Below are 21,497 nucleotides of genomic sequence, written 5' to 3' on the forward strand. Positions count from 1 at the left end.
ATATTTTCTTATTCTAACTGCTATTTTTTATATTTTACTGTATAATAAATGTCCTATTTACACAATCTATATTACTTAATATATTCGTAATAAAATATTTATTTTAGCTAAATAACGGTATTTTTATTAAAAAAATAAATTCTTTTTTATCATTATCTACTTTTATAATTATTAACCCCTCTGCCTTATTTACTATATACTTTATACTTTCAACACCTATTCCATGCTCTATTTTATTTTCTTTAGTAGTAATTAATTGATCATTTTTCATTTTTATTTCACCATTAAAAGAATTAGTCTGGTATATAATAAAGTTATCATCTTTTACATAACTCTTGAAATTTATCCACTTATCCTCATAACCATTTTGCTTAATACATGCCTCAAATGCATTACTTGCCAAATTACTAAATATTTTGACTAAATCTATTTCTTTAACTCCTAAATTTTCTGGAATATAACAATCTGAATCAAAGTAAATATTATTAGAAGTACTTGCTTTATATAATCTATTAAGCTCTGCATTAATTAGTGAATTATTAGAAAATCGTTTATTTTCTTTTATTACTTCCTGTATTTGTCCACTAAATTCATATATTATTTCTTTAGCTTTATCTATATCCCCTATTTGAATAGAGTCGTTAATGCTATTTAATATTTTTCTAAAATCATGATTATACATTCTCAATAAATTTATATATTCATCTTCTTTTTTATTTATATCACTGTTGTATTTTAATTTTGATAAATTAGTCTTATAAAATATTTCTCTGTCCATCCCTCTTATTGACTTTACTTTTGTTAAAATATTAGAATAAAGACAAAAATATATGCACACTCTGTTAATTAGCATCATATATACTTTAATATCTTTATATCCATAATAATAATAGGAATAATTAGCCCCTAATAAAATAATATTTAACATTGTCACTGTCAATCTATTCATTATAAATATTTTCCTATATAATAATAATTCTTTCATACGATTTTTGAAATTTTTATTATCAAATATTACAACAATAATCAACATTATTATCCTTGTTAAAATAATAATAATTAAATACATCTCATAATCACCAATTATTTGATATATTTGTTTTTTTAATATTAATGCAGTTAATCCAAGTATAATATCTTTATTTATAACATTTTGAAAAATTTGATATGTAGCTAAAATATATATACATCCTAATGTCTCATCTAAAGCAAGAATTAAAATAATAAAATACAGCAAAAAATTAATTGCATTTGCAGTTGGTAAAAAAATTTTTTGCTTTACAAAAAAAATAGTTAGAATTGATGCAAAAAACGAAAAAACTAAACTTATCTTTTTTCCATATAGTCTAAACTCAACTATCCCCTTATAAGATTTTATTAAGTAAAAATTATGTAAATAAACTGATAAAAATGATATTACTTCCAATGTATTTATTTCCATTTATATAATCTCACTTTCAAACTTAACTTATTTCTCTATTTATTACTTATATAAAACTATAAATAAGTATATAGATAGTATATACTTTTATTATAAAATTTAAGCAAACTATTTTGCAAAATTCTAAATACTCTCTGTATAATCAGTTAACTATTTTAAATAAGATTATAATATAGATATGAAAAAGAGCTAGTATCATAGCACTACTAGCTCTTTTTGTTTTTATCCTACTATTAATGATATATTACAATAAATACCGTATATCTTTTTTCTTAGCCTAATTGTCAATTATCTTTTTACTAGTACGGCTTTTCCGTCTTTAGAAATCATTTCAAATGTTTCATTACTTGATAAATCAGTAATTGAAACTAATTCTTGAACTGAATTTAAATCTAACTCTATAACATCGCCTAAATAATCTACCCTTAAAGTAAATAATACTTCATCATTTTGGTTTAAGTTTGCATCTAGTAATGTTTTTAACGCTATATTTGCCTTAAATCCATTATAGCTACCTTTAGAGTCTTTTACTCTAGTTATAAGTTGTTCAAATATAATATCATTGTCTTTTTTAGCAATTAAAGTATATCTGATGCTTGACTTTATATTATCTACATCATCACCAAATAAACTTCCTCTTAGCGAGAATTGTTGTATACCAGTGCTTGTATCAGTTGTAACTCTTATACTTGTTAATTCATTTGATAACTGATCCACTTCAGATATTGTTAAATTTATTGCTCCATTAGAATCCTCAGATAAAATATATTCTTTTTTATTGTGTATAGTTGATTTAAATTCTGTTAAATCACCTTTAGTAAGTATATTATCATTTTGTACATTTAAACCAATTAATCTTAATTCAAATGTTTTTACATTATTTAATAAATTATACGGTATTGTTACCTCATATTTATCATTTATATATATTCCTCTAATTTCTATATTTTTTCCTGCCTCTTGAATATAATTACCTGAAGAATCTTTAAGTAATACAGACACTTTAGAATTTTCAAATTCAGTTGAATTACCATTTAATGTAGGCCTTCCCTCTATTATCATTCCAGATGAATTCCAAGATATATTAGATAATCCTTGTTTAAATAAATCATCACTTAACGTAGATTTATTTAAATTTACTATATTATTATCTCCAGTTATAGAAATAGATATTTTACTATCAGAAATATTGAAAGCATTTGTTAAGTCAACATCGCCTACTGTTAATTCTGCATATGTAGGTTCTTGACCTTTCTTAACTCTTTTTAAATATAACTTAGTATTTACGTCTTCTTCTAATTTAGAAAGTTCGCTAAATTCTATACTTGTTTTTATTTGTGAATAGTCTTTATTTACTATAGTAGATTTTACTTCAAATTTAGGAGCCTCTTTACTATTACTAGCAGTAGTTATATAGTATGTTGCGGCTTCTTTTGGATCTACATTTTCTATTGAAGTGAAAAATCTTAATCCTAAACCTAATGTTGATAACATTATTCCACCTTTTGATTTATCTAATCTTGCTACTAATGAATTTGTTACTGGTTTTGAATTATCTATAGTTAACTTAGGATTAGCTATTATCCCATGGTCACAAGTATTTCCATTACCACCATTGTGAATTTCTATAACTAATTTGTTTACGCCTCTAACATCTACATTAACATATTCCATATTATCTGCATGCTTTAAAACTTTTGTAGTAGCTAATGTTTTACCATCTCCTATTATTTTAAATGTTATGCTAGAATAATCTTGCTCTTCTATAAGCATATCAACGCCAAGTAAAGCTTCAAATCTTTCATAGTTTTTATTTGATAAGTCATAAGTTATTTTACCATTTGCATGTATTCCAAATCCATTTTCAAAGTTCTTTATATCTCCATTTACTCTACCTTTTATATTAGAGTTTCTTCTTGGTTGTCCATATTCAGTTTCTACTGCTTCCCACTCTTCATCTGATAAATAATCCCTCTTACTAACTACTTCAACTTTTAAATACTTCTCTGCTCCTACTCCATTATCATTAGCTATATACTTAACTTGATATATACCTTCTTTATTAGTGTCTACATTATGCTCAACTTTAACTTCAGATGTTATATCATTTCCATCACGGTTTAACACCTTTATATATTCCATAGGCTCAAATTCTTCTTTTAATTCTAAAGTTAACTTATTTTGTTGAATGCTTATACTTGGTGCAAATGAATTTATCTCAAAATAATTACCTGTTCCTAAATTAATATCATAAGGTATTACTTTATATTCTGAACTTTTAGATTGATCAATATTATTATCTATGAAAGTATTTGTTGAGGTAAATCCTATTACCTTACCATCTTTTAATATTTCATATCCTAATAAATCTGACTTAACATCATTATCTATATTAAATGTTAACTTAATTCCATTTTCTAATCTACTAAGCGAAACATCTAAGTTAACATCTTTAGTGAATCCATTCCCTTTATAATTAATTTTATTATCGTTTAGGTACCATAGCTTTTTATCTGGCTTTGGATACTTTGATACTTCTGCTTTAATTTCTTCACTAGCATGTATTCCATGTCTTTCAAAAAATTCATATAAATCTAACTTTAATATATCTGAAGATACTTTCACCCAAGATTCTGTTATTTGTTGTTTTCCGCTTAAATTAAAATTGTTAGCTCTATATGTTTGTTCAAATTTTTGATAGAAAGTATTGTCATAAAGGTGTAATTGCCATAATGGTGATAATTGAGCTAAACTATCTTCCCCACTCTCTTCTTCCCATAAATTATTGCTATAATCTTCTTTTGAAACTTTAGAATATATTTTTCTCTCCCAAACATCATCGGTTGTAATTCTAGTTACATCTCCCTCTGTTGTCGGCATATATATCGGAACAATATTATTAGTTAATTCAACCATAGTTCTTCCAGCTGTATCCATATTATGTCCTATTTCATGCATTAATCCCCAACCTCTATCAGCATTTAATATAGCACTTTGACTTGATGGTCTAACTCCTACAACCCCACCTCCGGCATTCATAAATGTTCCACCAGTTATATTTTTAGTCATAAATATCATTCTTGAATTAAATCTTGAATTTAATTCTGTTGAATTATCAAATCCCCAAAACTCATAAACATCATCCATTATTTTTTCCATACGATTTGCCGTAAAACTTGGCATCTTATTATTTTCTCTATACCACTCTAATGCATATGTTGCCTTTACAGTTACTAATGTTTGATTTGTACTTACATCAAATACATCTACTGTATTTTCTGGATTTGAGTTTACCTTATTAACATATTCCTCTAACTCTTTCATTAACTCTTCATCATTAGACTTACCATCCACGTATACAGGATATCTTTTTGCACCTTCTATTCTTACTCTAGGAGATACACTTTGCTGATCACTTTCGTAGTTAGTTAAATATAAAGCCCCTCCAAATATAGTATCTGGTGCTACATCATCGCTCTCATTATCATATTCTGGTATGACTATTTTATTCTTCCCTTTTACTAGATTAAATATTATTGAGCTACCATGTCTATTTATTGATTGCTTATATTCTAATTTTGGAGTTGGCTCCCCATCTTTTACATCTACATATACTTCTAAAATATCACCTGGTCTTGCTGTTAAACCAGTTACTTGCCAATCTTTAAATCCCCATATTTTTCTTTTATTAGCTTCTTGTATTGAGTTACCTCTACGCTCCAATTCAATAGGATTATTTAAGTTTGCTCCATTATTAATTATATCCTTTGCAAGTTTTATATCTTCCATAAATAATTCTTTTAAAGGATGTGATTGAACTTCACTTTCTAATGCTGATAATTCACTCATAGTTTTAAAGTTCTCTGATAATTCATTCATTAATCCATTAGTAAATAATGAATCTATTTTATTCCTTACCTTATCTTCTTTATATAAAGCAAATTCTGCTGCACAAGCCCAATTTTCATATCCTTTTTTAAATACAAATTTCAATCTCTTAAACTCAGTTGGATTAAATTTTATTTCAATAGAATCTTGAGTTACATCAGAATTTCCACAAGTTACTAACTTAAAATTATCTCCTTTTGATGTTTTTGACGCATATATATCAAATGCTTCTGCAAATCCTCTATTACTACCTCTCGGTGCAGTATAAACTAATCTATTTAGTGTTGTTAACTCTTTCAACTCTATTACTACTTCATTAGTAAAGTCTGATGTGTTTTGTCTTCCTGAATGCCATTTTGTATTTATATCACCATCAATAGCTTTATCAATAGTTAAATCTGAATAATGTCCTCCATTATTAGTTATTGTCTTTATTCCATCTACTGGTAATTTATAAATATTATCATAATTTTCTAAAGTTTCTCCATTAATATTAAATATAGATACCTTTGCATCAGTATAATTAACTTCACCACCATTTAAAATTTGCCTTGCATCTTCTATAATTTGTTTATAATCTTCATATAATGGGTGATTTTTTACTACTTCTTCTAAAGCATTTATCTTATCAAGACTATTAAATTCTTCGCTAAGTTGATTCATAGATTCATCTGTGAATAGTCTATTTACTTTATCCCCCAAATTATCTTCTTTATAAAACATAAATTCAGATGCTGATGCCCAGTTTTGATTAGCTTGTTTAAATATAAATTTAATTCTCTTAAACTCAGTTGAATTAAATTTAATTTCAACTATATCTGAAGTAGGACCTGTATATTCTCCAGTAGTTACTAATTTAAAATCATCTTCATCATCTGTAAGAGAAGTATATATTTCTACTTCCTGAGCAAATCCTTTACCCCTAGCTCCATCTTGTCTTGCTACATATACAATTCTATTTAAATTTGTTATTTCATTCAATGTAAAAACAACCTCATTAGTAAACTCCGAACTATTTGGCCTTCCAGTTTCCCAATGAGTACTTAGATTACCATCTATCGCCTTATCAATAGTAGAACTTCCATATTTGCCTCCATTATTAGCTATAGATAGTATATTTAAATTATCCATTTTGAAAACTTCATTATAAGCATCCAATTTATCATTATTATATAAATCAAATTTGCTTATAGCAGCTTTTCTAATCTGTTCCTTATTATTAGTATTTTCTAATGTTAAGGTATTAGTTGATATTTCATCTGCTAAAACGCTTAATGTTGTAGCGGAAAAATTCGAAATTATTATTGCCATTGTTGCGGCTGCAATTTTTTTCTTATACATATTTTCTTTTTTACTCCTATAAAGTTATATTTTTCAATAAAATATCATAATATCTTCCCTAATATCTTATATAATAATCAACAACACTTTTTTATTGATAAATAACATCTTTTATTATGTATCTTAAAGTTTTTCATTCCATTTTCTATGTCGTTTATCACAATATTCTTGTTTATATAGAAATTTATGATATATATTTATGTGTTAAGTTCTTACATTCTTTTATCGACAATTTAACTAAAAACAAAAGGGCTAAATACTCATTGAGATGGGTATCTAGCCTTTTTAATTATAAAAAGTATTAGATCCTGCAATATACCATCTAATTTTGGATTTGAAAAACCTTGCTTATTATATTCGGTTTAAAGTCTTGCTACCCAATTATCTGCATTAGATACTGGAGGTTGTACTAGTTTGCTTACTTCTTCTTTTTCTACCTCTATTCTTAACTCCTAATTCTTCTAATGCATCTACAATTCTTTGAGCTATCTCGTGTATATAATATACACATACTTCACTACCTAAAGCACCATTTTAATAATGCTGATACTCCTGTACATAATTCTCTATGTCCACCTCTAACTGCTATCTTTTTAATTTCCATAATTAATTCCTTCTTTCTTAATACATTTTTATAAATTAAAAGAGAGGTTATTTGTCTCTCTATATAATTTCACACCATTTTTAGTGTCGTTTGTCTTAATAATAAATTTCTTATAAAAATAAATGATATAAAAATATTGATAATTTACTTTTATTCAAGTTAAGTTAAAATTTAATACTTCCTATTATTACATTTAGCGTTAAAAATAATAAGGACAGAATCATATTTATAGGATTCTGTCCTTATTATTTTTACAAAAAAAAGAAATACTATAAGTTTATTGATAATTTTTATACTATTTTTAGTGTCGTTTATATTTAAAATATATTTTTTATAAAAAAATCATATAGTATTATATAAGAATAAATTATATATAAATTATCGTTCGTGTATATTTATTTATTCATACAATAAATGTGCAATAATTTTCTATTATTGCATTTAATCCTAGGTCAATTTTCAAAAACAATAAGAACAGAATTCATATTTTTATGAATTCTGTTCTTATCATTTTTATATATAAACAATAAAATTATTCTGATTTATTTAATTGCTTATATGTTTGATGGAATTTTAAATAAAAAAAGAGTACAGCATTACTTATCATAAGAAAGTATGATGTACTCAAGTAAATTTGTTTTCTTATTACATAATTAATGTCATGCAATAAAATTTATAACTTTTGCCGAAATTCACTTTTACATAATTTTACCAATTCGTAAAACTAAGTTAAATAAATAGGACATAGCATTAAAACCTTCAATTAGAATATACATTAAAATATTAAAAACAAGTAATAAAAACTCTAAACAACACTTTAAATGTAGCAAACAGCAATATTATAGGGTAAAAGGGAAGTAAATTTAATTTCCTAAAGTATAAAAAGAATTACTTCAGCTCCTAATTCTTCCATGAATATATTTAATATCTCTTCATAAAATATTACTGTGAGTTATTCACCCAACATAAGGGAATAAGTTGATTGCTACGGGTTTTAATTAACAACTTATTCTCTTTTATTTTTACATAAACTACTCTTTATCCTCATACTCTCTTTGGTATTCAAAGAATTGATCCTCTGCTCTTTTTATTACTATTGAAATTATTGATAAAATTACAGTAACTACTATAAGAATAGTTACCAATATAGTAAAAATTATTTCCAAGTTATCACCTCTCACAATTCTTTAGTTTAATCTATTTTTTATATAGCATACCCATAATCATTTTTTATACTATAGTTAACTCATCTAACATCTACAATATTATTAATAGGTTTAAATCCTTTATTTTGCTCTATTTAAATTATCTCTTATAAGTTCTTTACCTGCATTAGGTTTTAAATATTCTTGAACATATTTATAACATAAAATATTATATTTTTCAGTTATATTAAACTCATCATCTCTATTTTCTCCCTGAACAACCTCTTTATTATCAATTGTAATCAACCCTCCCCAGGTAAGAACAACAACATTCATCTCATATATCTGCCACATTTACTCCTAATGTTTTGGGTAGTATTGGACTTTCATCGTCAAGTTGTTGCCATACTGGACTAACAATAATAAAAGAACCACAAGATTATCTTGCAGTTCTTATTATATAATTTAAAATATATAAATTCGTAACTTAAAAGAAACTAAACTATGTTTTAAATTATATTAATTTATTTTACTATAAGATTACTTCTATACAATGTAGGGAAAATGTAAGCAATTTTATACTTGCCTACATTTTCTTTACCCATCCTTTTGTATGTACATATCTTATAATTCATATATAAATTTATACACACCTTTTTTATTTTATTCTCACTAAGTATTTATTCGTTATATATTCAATTAACTTTTACAAATTGCTAACTTAAAGTTTATTTTTAATATTATAATAATATAAAATACAACATATCATATTATATTCCATAAATTTTAAATTCAATAATTATAATATAATATTATGATATAAAAAAACAAATATATTATTACATAATATTACATAAATACTATAATTATTATGATAAAATATCAATACGCTTAATAGCTAAATTTTAAAAATGGTGATTAAAAAAATGAATAAAAACTAAAAAAAATTATTTTTAGTGCTGCTAACAACTACTACAGTTACTGTTACTACAAATCTACATACTAGTGCATCGGTAAATATTAATACTGAATATAAACTATCCTCTAAATGATTTGGATTCAAAAATGAAAGAAGCTAAATTTCCTGAAGAATTAATAGAATATTTTAGTGAAGACGTAAAAATAAAGATACAAATAGTCAAATAGAAATGGATAAAGAAAATTCAGATAAATTTACAGAGTTCCTAAAAGATGAAAATCAAGTAAAAAAAGTAATAGAAGATAAAAATGAAGCGATGTGAACAAATTTCAGCGTTAATGGGATAAGCAGATTAAGCGATGGCATAGATCTATATACATTAAGTAACTGAAGTCATAATTTGACTGCTTTAAGAAACACTTGATATATCTATCTCTAATGATGTAAGCTTTATTTTATGTTATACCTGGACATGGGACTATTCTCCAGCTATAACTTTAACCGATAAATTAAGTATAAATGGTACCTTAGGATTTAGTGCTTCAGGTCCAACTATTTCATTATAAAATTCATATGTATATACTGACTCAGGTGATAGATGAGTTGTATTTTCTTATAAATAAAAAATATATAAAGGAGTAATATGAATAATCCTATATTAAACTTAATCAAGTCTATTGAATTCGGGTTTATATTTGGAATTATAAGCATATACCTAATAGGAATATTTTTCCCGAGTGGAGAAGGAACAGAAATTTTTATTGATTTATTAAAAGATAAAAATATCCAAGTTAAAACCATTTGGAAAGATAATAATATTAAATTTATAACTTAAAAAGAAATCACCATCGTCTACATTTGGTGATTTCTTTTTTTATATTTATTCTATGTTTTTCATTCCATTTTTTATGCTGTTTGTCATAATATTCTTGTTTATATAGAAATTTATGATATATATTTATGTGTTAAGTTCATTTGTTATTTTATCAACAATTTAACTAAAAATAAAAAGGAAGTCCCCCCTATTATTTGTGACTTCCTTTTTGTTTTAAAATCATTTTGATACTTTTAAATCTTGGTATGATAAAAGCACCATGAGTAATCCTGGTGCTTATTTACTTTCTGTTTTATTTATTTGCTCAATTTGTATAGCTTGTACTTCTATTTATATATATTTTCGACAAAGTATATCAAAAATCAACAAAGCAAAAAAGGCTAAGTATCTAAAAATAAATACTTATTCATTTTTGTAATTTTTTATCCAATCTTGTGATTTATCTATATATTAAACAGTTCCATGTATTTTTACTAACAATTCCATCTGGTGTTAATCCATTATCTTTTTAGAATTTTACTACTGCATTATAAGTATCTGTTCCAAAAACTCCATCTGCTCCATACTTCCCTAAATCATATCCTAAACTTATTAATTTTTGTTGTAATAGCTTAGTTATGTTTCCTTTTGAGCCCTTCTTTAAAGTTAGACACCCACTAATGTATTAGGGCCTGAATAACCGTCTACTTTTTGATTACTAAGCCCTTGCTTGTTACACTCTGTTTGTAAATCCCACACTCATTTATTTATATTACTTACAACTGCAGTGTTATCATTATTTGTAGTTGTTTGTATTTCATTTTCTATATGTCCTGTTAATGCGTCAACAATAGCTTTTGCAACATCTTTATATCCTACTTTAAATACTTATCTGCGTCGTCTGTATCTACAAAGCACACTTCTATAAGCATACTTCTTGTCTTTTGTTTTTCTTATTACATAAAGCCCTGTTCCTTCTTTAACTCCCCTATTAGGAATACCTAATGCACTTGATATATTAGCGCAAACATCTAAAGCATACTGATATTGTCTACCCTTATATGTGTAAACTTCACCCCCTCTTCCTCCTCCTGCATTAAAATGAATACTAATAAACCATATTTTCTCTTTCTTTTAATAATCTTCTTACTTTATTTCCTACAAATCTCGTGTGTTCTCCTTCTCTTATTCTTCCTACAGCTCCTGAACCATCTCTGCTTATTGTATTTCCATCATCTACTCCACAAGTTGTTTTTTTCATAATTAAAACCTTCTTTCTTTTAAGTATTTTTTATAAAATAAAAAGAGAGTCAATTATCTCTCTTAATAATTTTTATTCTATTTTTAGAGTCGTTTATCATAATAAAGTATTTATTATAAAAATAAATGTTATATAATAATTGTTCATGTATAAATCATATTAAGTCATTACTCGTGTATATTTTATTTATTCATGAACAGAATAAAGATGTAATAGCCCCTATTATTACATTCAATGCTATTTTTTTAGCAATTTAACATAATAAGGTCAGGATCATTTTTATATGATTTTGGCCTTATTATTTTATAAATAAAAAAAGTGGCTTTCGCCACACTCCCTTCGGGAATTAATTTTTGAATATTCTGATAAGCATAGGTTCGTATAGTCCTATGCTTATTTATTGTTTGTATTCTTTTCCATATACACCTGTATAATTTTTAGGTTTCATTATTCCTCCAACTACGTTGTCCTCGGAATTATTCTACCACTAAGTATTCCTTTTGTAATCGCATATATTTCAATAGCTTCTTCTAATTTCTCTTCTGCCTAGTATATTTAATAATACCTTCTGCCACCTTTTTCTTAGTGCCTCAAATACAAAATGTCTTATATGTCTCCATTCTATGGTTTTTCCTTTGCCACATTCAGTAACCATCATATGAACATGAGGATTCCATTTTAAATCTCTCCCAAAAGTATGTATTACTGTAACTATACCTGGTGTAAACTGTTGGCTTTTATTTAAACTATGCATCCAACTCGTAACAGCTTTAGCTGCGCATTTCGGAAGTATTTTTAACCTTTATCTATTCATACAAAAAAACTTTCTTAATTCCTCTGAGATTGTAAATACAATATGTATATGCTTAACATTTATTAAATTACCAAGCATATTGTCTATCCAATTATCTGTATAAACTTTACCACAAGAAGTACAGAATCTACCTCTAATTATAATTTACTAATTTACCACAAAAAATAGCAGAAGGCTAGATTTCATCTAACTTTCAGCCATTGAAATATTAAAAATATGTAACAAAAACTCTAAACAACACTTTAAATACATTTACCGGCAATGTTATGGAAAAAAAGAGAAATAAATATAATTTCTCTAAAGAATTTTTCCTTATCCCCAAGATAAAAATCTTTCTATTTCTGCTCTTCTAACTTTTAACCTTCCAAATTAGTGCTTTTAAAAATCCTTTCTCTATTAATCAATTAGCACTTTTTTATGATGTTCCTGTTGAGATGACTTAGCTTTAATAGAAAAAGATTGTATTAAAATGAATATTTAGATCTTTGGTTTAATAATTATGTTTTAATCAACTGTAAATATGGAACCTCAGACTATTATAGCAGAATAATAAATACTCATTTAAAACCTTATTTTAAATCTATGAAATTAAAAAGAAATATCAGACTTAAAGATTATATCATATAATGATTTTAATAAAATATTAGAGCGTTTTCCTTTTTGAAGTAGCTTTTATATCCCATTGCAAATTGCTTTTCATACTGGAATGAGAGGTAGAGAAATTACAGCTTTAAAATGGAAAAATGTAGACTTAGAAAATAAAATAATTTCTGTAAAACATACTTTAGTTTCAAAAGGAAGAGCTATATTTGAACTTGGAACACCTAAAACTAAATCCTCTTATAGAAAAATAGATATAGGTGATACTTTAGTTTCAATATTAAAAAGACATAAACTATATCAAAAAGAAAATAAATTAAAATACGGTTCTTACTACACAAATAGCAACTTTGTTTGTACTAAAGAAAATGGTGAGCTTGTAACTACTGATAGTTTAAAATATTTATCAAGAGTTGTTAATTATGATTTAAAAATATCTTTTAATTTTCATTCACTTAGACATACACATGCAACAATGTTAATAGAAAACGGAGCTAATATTAAAACTATCCAAAAAAGATTAGGACATTCTAAGTTATCAACAACAATGGATACTTATGCACATGTAACAGATAAAATGAAAACAGAAGTTGTGAATATATTAGAAAATATTATTGCCGACATTTGATTATTTACGTTGGCAAATTGTCGGCAATAACATATTTAGATTATATTATATTAGCTAAACCCTATTATTATTTAACTAACCTTACTACAGTTTCAGCATGTGGAGTATTTGGGAACATGTCTTTAACTGTGCTCTTATCAACTTTATATCCATGAGCTAATAATACATCTAAGTTTTCAACCATTGTCTTTGGATTACATGAAACATAAATTATTTCAGGTGCATTAAATCTAATTACATAATCTAAAGCCTTTGGAGAAACACCACTTCTTGGTGGATCTAAGATGATTATATCTGGCTTATCCTTAACCTTCTTAATAGTTTCAGCAACATCACCAGCTATAAACTCACAGTTATTTAATCCGTTAAGCTTAGCATTTTCTTTTGCTGCTTCAACAGCTTCTTCAATAAGTTCAAGTCCAACAACCTTCTTGGCATTAGGTGCAGCTATTTGACCAATTGTACCAGTTCCACAATAAAGATCAAATACAACTTTATTTTCACCATCTCCCATAAAATCTCTAACTACACTGTAAAGAGATTCTGCTCCCTTAGAGTTAGTTTGGAAGAATGAGAATGGTGATATTTTAAATTTAAGACCAAGTAAAGTTTCAACTATGTAATCTCTTCCAAATAATACATTTACCTTTTCAGGTACAACTGCATCAGATAAAGAATTATTTTCAGTATGTAATATAGATACTAATTTACCTTTATAGTTTTGAGCTTTAAGTAATTCAGTATATTCTGTTAAGTCAAAATCTATTTGAGTTGTAGTTACTAAGTTAACCATAAGTTCACCAGTATTAGTAGCTTTTCTGATAACTAAATGTCTTAAATAACCTTCTCTTTTCATTACTCTATAATAAGGTAATCCTGTTTTTCTAAAGTAATCTACAGTTGTTTTAAGAACAGTTCTAAAATCTTCATCAACTATCATACAGTTATCAACTGTTAATACACCAAAAGACTTTCCTTTCATGTGCATTCCTAAAGTAAGTTCTCCACCTTTTTCTAAATCTCCAAAAGTGAATTCCATTTTATTTCTATATTCCCAGCAATTTTCACTACCTTTTACTCCAAGGTACATTCCCATAGGTAGGTCCTTTTCTTCAAAAAGATCGCAAATTTCATCACTTAATAATTCTAATTGCTTTTCATAAGTTAAATTTTGAGAGCTACATCCTCCACATACTCCAAAATGAGGACATGGTGCTTCTATTTCATATCCAGCTTTTTCAATTACCTCTACAAGCTTAGCTTCAGCATATCCTTCTCTATTTTTCTTAACTGTAGCTTTTACTGTTTGCCCAGGGAAAGCACCTTTCACATAAATATTCTTTCCTTCACACTCTGAAATTCCTGTTGAAGGAAATTTTATATTGTTTATTTTTAATGTTAATTGACTTCCTCTTTTCATCTTACGCTCCAATCTAAAAATTAATTATTTATTATAAAAAAATCATAAATTTTAACTTCTAACTATTAGTATTATACATTAAAACAAAAATAAAAACACCTCTATAAATTATTATAAAGGTGCTTTATAAAGTTATCTAAATATGAATTTTTTTCCTAAAGTTTTTCCGTGTAAAACTTCTTGTAAAATTGGATAATATAGTATGTTACTTATTACATAAATAATCATAAATACTTCTTCTCTTAAAGCTACTCTATATCCAAAAACTTTTAAAGCTAAATCAAATATTCCAAACACTACCAATGCTAAAGCTATAACAAATATTTGATCTAATATTCCACTTAAAATAACTTTTGTATAGTGAAGAAACTTACCATCAGCCTTTATTTCTTCATCCCTTATAAATTCTCTAGCTTCTGCAGCTTTCTCTTCAGCTAAATATACCTTTGCTTCCTCTAAAACCTCTGGCGATACGGAATTATCATTATTTTCAGCTGAATTAACCTTTTCTTTATTGTTATCTACCATCTCTACCTCCATAGAATTTATATTTATATAATTAAAGCTTATTATTTACTTAAAGTTATATACTCTACTTTCTAATTTATAAAGTAAAAAGTCTTCTGTAATTGTTATTGTTTCTTTTAAACCATCAACATTATTTGTTATAGTTTCTATACCCTCATCTGTACCATTTTTAATTGCATCATATATTTGTTTATCTAACTCAGTATAATCTCTGTCATAATCACCAGTAAATGCTTGTGAAAAAGCTGATAATGATAAATTTTCAAAATCAAATTTTCCTGTTTCTAATATAGTCTTTTTATCTAACTTATATCCTAATTTCATTTCTAATTTTCCATTAGCTAAATCTGAACCATATTGTTTGAAACCAAAGTATAAACTTTCTAATCTCTCTGCATCCGGAATATCAAAATATACATAAGTATCATTAACTGATTCACCATTCTCTTCTTTTATTTCATCTTCTGTAATATCATAATCTAATGAATATCCTTTAGCTGTTGATTCTACACTTGCTAATGACTTTTCATATAATTCTTTAACTTCTTCTCTAGTATAATCTTCTGACCATTTTCCTGGAAGTATATCTACATTTTCAACTGCTGTCTTTTGATTATCTTCTGCTGTCTTTCCCTCACCGTTGTTACTTGAGCATCCTACTACACTAATAGCTAACATTGCAACTAATGCTAAAGATATTGCCTTCTTCTTCATGTTCTTACCCCCTACACTATTATTTAACTTAATAATATGTTTTCCTAAATCTTATTAATTATAACATTAATCCCCTGTGTTTTTAAAGCATTTGAAAACATATTTATGTAAAATTCACATTATAATCTACAACTTAATGCTATCCTTTATTTTTTCAAAGGTCTTTTCTCCTATTCCATCAACATTTTTTAATTCCTCAATAGATTTAAATCCATTATTTTTTTCTCTATATAAGATTATAGACTTAGCTTTTACTTCTCCTATACCTGGAATTTCTTTAAGTTTACTTATATCTGAATCATTTATACTTATTTTTCCATCATCATTATCTTCATTTATTTCACTGTAATCTACTTCTTCCTCTATGTTAACATCATTTATATTTCTAATTATTATTAACTCATGATTGCTAATTTCCTTGGCTCTATTTATATTTGAAATATCTGCTTCCTTTGTTAATCCCCCTGCCATTTCAATTAAATCTTTAATTATACTTCCTTCATTTAAAGTATAAACATCTGGATTCATTACTTCTCCCTTAATTTCAACTACGATTGTATTATTAGAATTTGTTTTTAAATTGCTATTCTCAGTACTACTCTCAATAAATACCTCATTATTATCTTCCTGAGTTTCTTTTAAATAATCAGTATTGTTATTCTCTTTTTCAATACTAATATTATCTTCATCTATAAAAATATTTTGCATATATTCATCTTTAAAAACATTATTTCTATTTTTTCCGTATGTTAATAGTGACACACTTACTGTTATAAATAGAACTATTATTATTCCTATTACCTTTTTATTTTTTAAATTATCCATTATCTCCCTCCTCATACTCCTTATAATTATTGACATAAATTACATTTTTAAACTTTTACAGTGAATTTATCTATGGAATTCTTCTTATTTTTTTGGTAAACTTATAAGATATAAGATGTAACTTAAGGGAGAGATTTATGAAAAAATTATTATGCAAAACGTTTGCTTTGGTGTTTTTACTTACAAGCGTGTTAACCAACCTTACAACAATAAGCTCTTTTGCACTACCTAATTTATATTCTGAAGCTATTTATCTTATGGATACAACTACAGGAAAAGTACTTTATGAAAAAAACGCTAATGTTCAATATATGCCTGCTTCAACTACTAAAGTAATGACAGCAATACTTGCATTAGAAAACTGTCAATTAGATGAACAGGTAACTATAGGAGAAAATCCACCATTAGTAGATGGCTCTGCAATCGGACTTGCTCAAGGCGAAGTTTATACAATAGAGGAATTACTTTTAGGATTGCTTCTGGAATCTGGAAACGATTGTGCTGAAGCTATTGCTGAACACATAGCTGGTTCCAATGAGGAATTCGCAAAATTAATGAATAAAAAGGCTAAAGAACTTGGTGCAACTAATACTAATTTTAAAAATCCAAGTGGATTAACTGAAGAAGGTCATTTAACTACAGCTCATGATTTAGCTTTAATAATGGCATATGCATCTCAAAATGAAGATTTTGTTAGAATAGCTAGAACTCCATCTCACTTTTATGAAACCCATCCATTTTCAGATGGTAGTGAAAAGTGGGCAATTAATAAAAATCCTCTACTTAAAGAAGATTCAAACTATAAATATCAATATGCCTATTGTGGTAAAACAGGTTATACTATAGCTGCAAATCACTCATATACAGCTGTAGCAAAAAAAGATAATCAAACTATAGTTGGTGCTTTCTTAAATGCAACTGATAAAGATGGATTATATACAAGCGTAGGTCAATTATTTGATTGGGGATTTGAGAACTTTAAAACTAAAAAAGTAGTTTCTAAAGGTGATAAATTAGATGATTATTCTCTAGATAATTCTACATCTATCCCTTTATTATCAACTGAAGACTTTTATTATACTTTTAATCTAAGTGAAGGTGAAAATATAACTAATCCTAACATATCCGTGGAATATGATAATAAAGATTTGACAACTACCTCAATTAAAGAAGGCGATATTTTATTTGATGCTTCTCTTTTAATTAATGGTAATAAAGTCTCTGATATTAAATTAGCTAGTGGTGTAGATAGAGAATATACAACTGAAGTTATGGTAAAGAACACCATAAAAAAAATTACTTCAAGTAAATATTTTATTTTAGGAATAATTGCTATTGTTATTATAATTATATTATTTTTAATACTAATATCAGTAATACGTAATAAAAGACGTAGAAAAAAATTTTTAGCAAGACGTTCTTATATAAGAAATAAACATAATTTTTAATTAAGAATTATGAGTTAGAAATAATCTACTTTTAGTAAGGTTATCTCTAACTCTTTTATTTTAACCTCTTAACTTTTCTAGTAGTTCTTTTATGTCATTTGGTAATTCAGCTCTTAATTCAAGTGGTTTTTTAGTTCTTGGTGACTTGAAATTTAATCCATATGCATGAAGTGCCTGCCTTGGTATAATCTCAGAATCCGATTCATCTCCATATAAAGTATCTCCATAAATCGGATGTCCTAATGAAGATAAATGTACCCTAATTTGATGAGTTCTACCAGTTTCAAGTAAACATTCAACTAAATCTGCATCCTTTAATCTTTCGATAACCTTATAGTGAGTAATACTTCTTTGGCCTCTCTCATCTACAACTCTTTTCATATTTCCTTCAAGTTCTGGTCTATATATTGGTTTATCTATTGTTCCTTCCATTTCTTCCATATGACCATGAACTAAAGCTAGATATCTTTTGTCTATTTCATTTTGTTGCATATTATTAGATAATTCCATATGAGCATATTGATTCTTAGCTATTATTATTAATCCTGATGTATCCATATCAAGTCTACTAACAAGCCTTACTATACAGTCTTGATTAGTCTCTTTAAAATAATATAATAATGCATTTGCTAACGTTCCTGATTGATATCTTTTAGTTGGGTGAACAACCATATTCGGTCTTTTGTTTACAACTATAATTTCACTATCCTCATAAACTATATCTATATCTATTTTTTCTGGCTCAATATTTTGACTTTCTTTTTTCTTTAAACTAATTGATATATTATCATTTTCTTTTAAAACATAATTCATTCTTACAGGAGTGTTATTTACTAGTATTCTTTTATCCATAGCAGCTCCTCTTATAAACCTTGAAGATAATTTCATCTCTTCTTTTAGATATTCTCTTATCTTTCTACCTTCAAAGCCTTTTTCTACGCTTTTTTCTAAAGTGCTCATACTTTACCTCCCTTAAATAATTAAGAGTTAAGAATTAAGAATTAAGAATTATTGCTTAAACTGCTCTTTGCAGTTTATCACACTTCATTTTTAAAGTCATTTTCATACTTTAAATTTAAACTCTTAACTCTACATTCTTAACTCTAAACTAAAAATGTATTTTATTCAAACTCTAAATAATCTTCACCAATTATTATTACTGCATCATACTTTTCATATTCTGAATCTTTATTCTTTGAAAGATTTTTAATTCCTGTATCATCGCTTAATAACTTCTTTAAATCTTTATTATTTGATAATATACTTGATTCTTTACTTTTATCAAAATTTCCAACACTTATATTAGCATATCCCAATTTCTCTAGTTCTGTTTTTAAATTGCCCGCTAAACCATTTACTCTAGTTGCATTTAAAACCATAATAGAAGAATTCTTTTTTGCTTCACTATTATCTGCCTCACTAGTAATCTTTAATGATTCTATTAAGCTTTGATTATATGAAGGATCTGCAACTAAAAAATCTTGTCCATATATTTTTTCGTTATATCCTTGTAATGTCTTCATAGATATTCCTGAATTGCTTATCATCTTCAATCCATACTTTATCATATCTGTACCTGACATATTAGTTACTACATTTTCTTTTATAGACTTTAAAATATCTGGAACCTGAGTAATTATCATAGGATTAGTACATTTCTCAATTAATGCAGATATAAACTTTTGTTGATTTTTAATTCTTCCTAAATCTCCATCTGCAAGACCTGTACCATCATTATTCTTTCTCCATCTAAAGAACTCTTCTGCTTTTTGTCCATCTAATAATACTGTTTCGCCTTTATTAAAATGTATATGCAAATCTTGAGCATCATCATCATAATACATATCTCTATCTATATACATCTCTACTCCACCAATAGCATCAATTAAATTTCTAAATGCAGCATAATCAATCTCTACAAGATAATTAACTGTTATATCTAATAAATCTTCAACTTGTTCTATAACTTCTTCTTCTCCGCCTAAAGCATAAGCAGCATTTATTTTCCAATAAGGAATGTAATTTCCATTACCATCATGTGCATTTTCAACCTCAATTAAAGTATCTCTTGGAATTGAAACTACTTTTATATTATCAGTACGTGGATTATAATTTAACAACATCATGGTATCAGTTCTTCTAGCAGAAGTATTTGAAGTATTCTCTGCATCTCCTATATCCATACCTAATAATAATATATTCACAGTTTCATTTGCTTTAGGCTTAACTCCTGCCATCATATCATTATTATTTAAAGATGCAATAAAAGAAAACAAGTATACTCCACATAGTACTGTTAATATTACTATTGTTAAAAATGCAGCTGTAATTGCTCTTTTTATAACTGTAGATCTTTTTTCTTTTCTTCTTAATTTATTTCTTATCTCTAACTCTTCTCTTGGGCTTAATTCTCTGCCTCTCTTTTTATTAGAGACTCTTCTACTATTATTTCCTCTGTTATCCTTTTTACTTGACATTGTCCCGTCCCTCACCTTATATATACTAATAAAAAATTAATTACTATTAAAATCTATTTAGTCTTCATATTATATACTAAATAATTTCTTGCTTTAACAGAGTTTATATCTACTGCACAACCTTTTGTTAATAAATATATAGTTGTATGAGTTAATGCCTTTAACATAGCTAAGTCTAAATCTTTATAAGCTAATTCTCTAATCTCATCTACACCATCAAATTTTCTAGAAGGTTCTATTAAATCTGCAAGGTATATTATTTTTTCAAGATTAGTCATATTTTCCTTACCTGTAGTATGCCATCTCATAGCATTTAAAATTTCTTCATCTTCTATTTCAAAAACTTTTCTAGCTATTATCGGTGCAATTATAGAGTGCCATAATTCTTGTGTATTTTTTTCATCAATTGATAAAAAAATATTCTCATCTTCTATTACTTTTTTCAACTCTTCATCACTCATATTTTTTGCAACATCGTGACAAAGTGCTGCTATTTCAGCTTTATTTTTATCTTCTCCATAAATTTCTGCAAGCTTAATAGCTGTATTAACAACACCTAAAGTATGCCCATACCTAGATGGCTTTAAATTATTTTTTAAATACTCTCTTATTTCCTCTAATCCCCACATT

19 protein-coding genes are annotated in these 21,497 nt (G+C 26.4%); 3 read left to right on the forward strand and 16 right to left on the reverse strand.

The window, feature by feature from the left end; translation table 11 throughout:
- Positions 1-103: 103 nt before the first annotated feature.
- The 9 genes from EJJ37_RS02415 to EJJ37_RS21285 form a co-directional block, all read right to left on the reverse strand.
- Positions 104-1,441, reverse strand: coding sequence for a sensor histidine kinase (locus tag EJJ37_RS02415; RefSeq protein WP_133014005.1), 1,338 nt, complete (start codon positions 1,439-1,441; stop codon positions 104-106).
- A 288-nt stretch (positions 1,442-1,729) separates the two neighbouring features.
- Positions 1,730-6,670: an NPCBM/NEW2 domain-containing protein gene (locus EJJ37_RS02420; RefSeq protein WP_133014006.1), complete on the reverse strand. Its 4,941-nt coding sequence runs from the start codon at positions 6,668-6,670 to the stop codon at positions 1,730-1,732.
- Positions 6,671-8,305: 1,635 nt separating this feature from the next.
- Positions 8,306-8,440 carry a hypothetical protein gene (locus tag EJJ37_RS20965; RefSeq protein ID WP_275547903.1) on the reverse strand — a complete coding sequence of 45 codons (135 nt, stop codon included), beginning with the start codon at positions 8,438-8,440 and terminating at the stop codon, positions 8,306-8,308.
- 120 nt (positions 8,441-8,560) lie between these two features.
- Positions 8,561-8,773 (reverse strand): hypothetical protein, encoded by a 213-nt coding sequence (locus EJJ37_RS02425; protein WP_133014007.1) that lies wholly within the window; start codon positions 8,771-8,773, stop codon positions 8,561-8,563.
- Positions 8,774-10,681: 1,908 nt separating this feature from the next.
- A complete protein-coding gene (locus tag EJJ37_RS21190; protein WP_420808515.1) occupies positions 10,682-10,834 on the reverse strand; it encodes a peptidoglycan-binding domain-containing protein in 153 nt (50 codons plus the stop codon).
- Between the two features lie 206 nt (positions 10,835-11,040).
- On the reverse strand, positions 11,041-11,274 hold the full coding sequence (locus EJJ37_RS21195; protein WP_420808516.1) for an N-acetylmuramoyl-L-alanine amidase: 234 nt from the start codon (positions 11,272-11,274) through the stop codon (positions 11,041-11,043).
- Positions 11,261-11,413 carry a hypothetical protein gene (locus tag EJJ37_RS20760; protein ID WP_243124827.1) on the reverse strand — a complete coding sequence of 51 codons (153 nt, stop codon included), beginning with the start codon at positions 11,411-11,413 and terminating at the stop codon, positions 11,261-11,263. The genes EJJ37_RS21195 and EJJ37_RS20760 overlap by 14 nt, the downstream gene beginning before the upstream one ends.
- A 517-nt stretch (positions 11,414-11,930) precedes the next feature.
- Positions 11,931-12,167, reverse strand: a complete 237-nt coding sequence (locus EJJ37_RS21280) for a transposase (RefSeq protein ID WP_133014009.1) — start codon at positions 12,165-12,167, stop codon at positions 11,931-11,933.
- A gap of 48 nt (positions 12,168-12,215) precedes the next feature.
- On the reverse strand, positions 12,216-12,371 hold the full coding sequence (locus EJJ37_RS21285; RefSeq protein ID WP_133014121.1) for a transposase zinc-binding domain-containing protein: 156 nt from the start codon (positions 12,369-12,371) through the stop codon (positions 12,216-12,218).
- 363 nt (positions 12,372-12,734) lie between these two features.
- Here EJJ37_RS21285 and EJJ37_RS21110 point away from each other — a divergent pair, with 363 nt between their 5' ends.
- Together EJJ37_RS21110 and EJJ37_RS02455 are read left to right on the forward strand one after the other, a co-directional pair.
- Positions 12,735-12,854, forward strand: coding sequence for a tyrosine-type recombinase/integrase (locus EJJ37_RS21110; RefSeq protein WP_338032243.1), 120 nt, complete (start codon positions 12,735-12,737; stop codon positions 12,852-12,854).
- A gap of 55 nt (positions 12,855-12,909) precedes the next feature.
- A complete protein-coding gene (locus EJJ37_RS02455; protein WP_338032239.1) occupies positions 12,910-13,455 on the forward strand; it encodes a site-specific integrase in 546 nt (181 codons plus the stop codon).
- A gap of 67 nt (positions 13,456-13,522) precedes the next feature.
- Here EJJ37_RS02455 and rlmD read toward each other — a convergent pair whose 3' ends face one another.
- From rlmD to EJJ37_RS02475, 4 genes are all read right to left on the reverse strand, one after another.
- Entirely contained in the window at positions 13,523-14,875 is a 1,353-nt protein-coding gene (gene rlmD / locus EJJ37_RS02460) for a 23S rRNA (uracil(1939)-C(5))-methyltransferase RlmD (RefSeq protein ID WP_133014010.1), read from the reverse strand.
- A 132-nt stretch (positions 14,876-15,007) separates the two neighbouring features.
- Entirely contained in the window at positions 15,008-15,403 is a 396-nt protein-coding gene (locus tag EJJ37_RS02465; RefSeq protein WP_133014011.1) for a hypothetical protein, read from the reverse strand.
- A 45-nt stretch (positions 15,404-15,448) separates the two neighbouring features.
- Positions 15,449-16,117: a hypothetical protein gene (locus EJJ37_RS02470; RefSeq protein WP_133014012.1), complete on the reverse strand. Its 669-nt coding sequence runs from the start codon at positions 16,115-16,117 to the stop codon at positions 15,449-15,451.
- A 126-nt stretch (positions 16,118-16,243) separates the two neighbouring features.
- The gene (locus EJJ37_RS02475; protein WP_133014013.1) at positions 16,244-16,942 is read right to left on the reverse strand and encodes a helix-hairpin-helix domain-containing protein; all 699 of its coding nucleotides are present in this window, start codon (positions 16,940-16,942) and stop codon (positions 16,244-16,246) included.
- Positions 16,943-17,079: 137 nt separating this feature from the next.
- Here EJJ37_RS02475 and EJJ37_RS02480 point away from each other — a divergent pair, with 137 nt between their 5' ends.
- Positions 17,080-18,390, forward strand: coding sequence for a D-alanyl-D-alanine carboxypeptidase family protein (locus tag EJJ37_RS02480; protein ID WP_133014014.1), 1,311 nt, complete (start codon positions 17,080-17,082; stop codon positions 18,388-18,390).
- A gap of 60 nt (positions 18,391-18,450) precedes the next feature.
- Here the strand turns inward: EJJ37_RS02480 and EJJ37_RS02485 are convergent, their stop codons facing one another.
- From EJJ37_RS02485 to yqeK, 3 genes are all read right to left on the reverse strand, one after another.
- Positions 18,451-19,350, reverse strand: coding sequence for an RluA family pseudouridine synthase (locus EJJ37_RS02485; RefSeq protein WP_133014015.1), 900 nt, complete (start codon positions 19,348-19,350; stop codon positions 18,451-18,453).
- Positions 19,351-19,511: 161 nt separating this feature from the next.
- Entirely contained in the window at positions 19,512-20,867 is a 1,356-nt protein-coding gene (locus EJJ37_RS02490; protein WP_133014016.1) for an LCP family protein, read from the reverse strand.
- Between the two features lie 53 nt (positions 20,868-20,920).
- Positions 20,921-21,496: a bis(5'-nucleosyl)-tetraphosphatase (symmetrical) YqeK gene (gene yqeK, locus EJJ37_RS02495; protein ID WP_133014017.1), complete on the reverse strand. Its 576-nt coding sequence runs from the start codon at positions 21,494-21,496 to the stop codon at positions 20,921-20,923.
- Position 21,497 lies beyond the last annotated feature (1 nt).

The organism is Clostridium cuniculi (assembly GCF_004353185.1).
Lineage (GTDB): Bacteria > Bacillota > Clostridia > Clostridiales > Clostridiaceae > Clostridium > Clostridium cuniculi.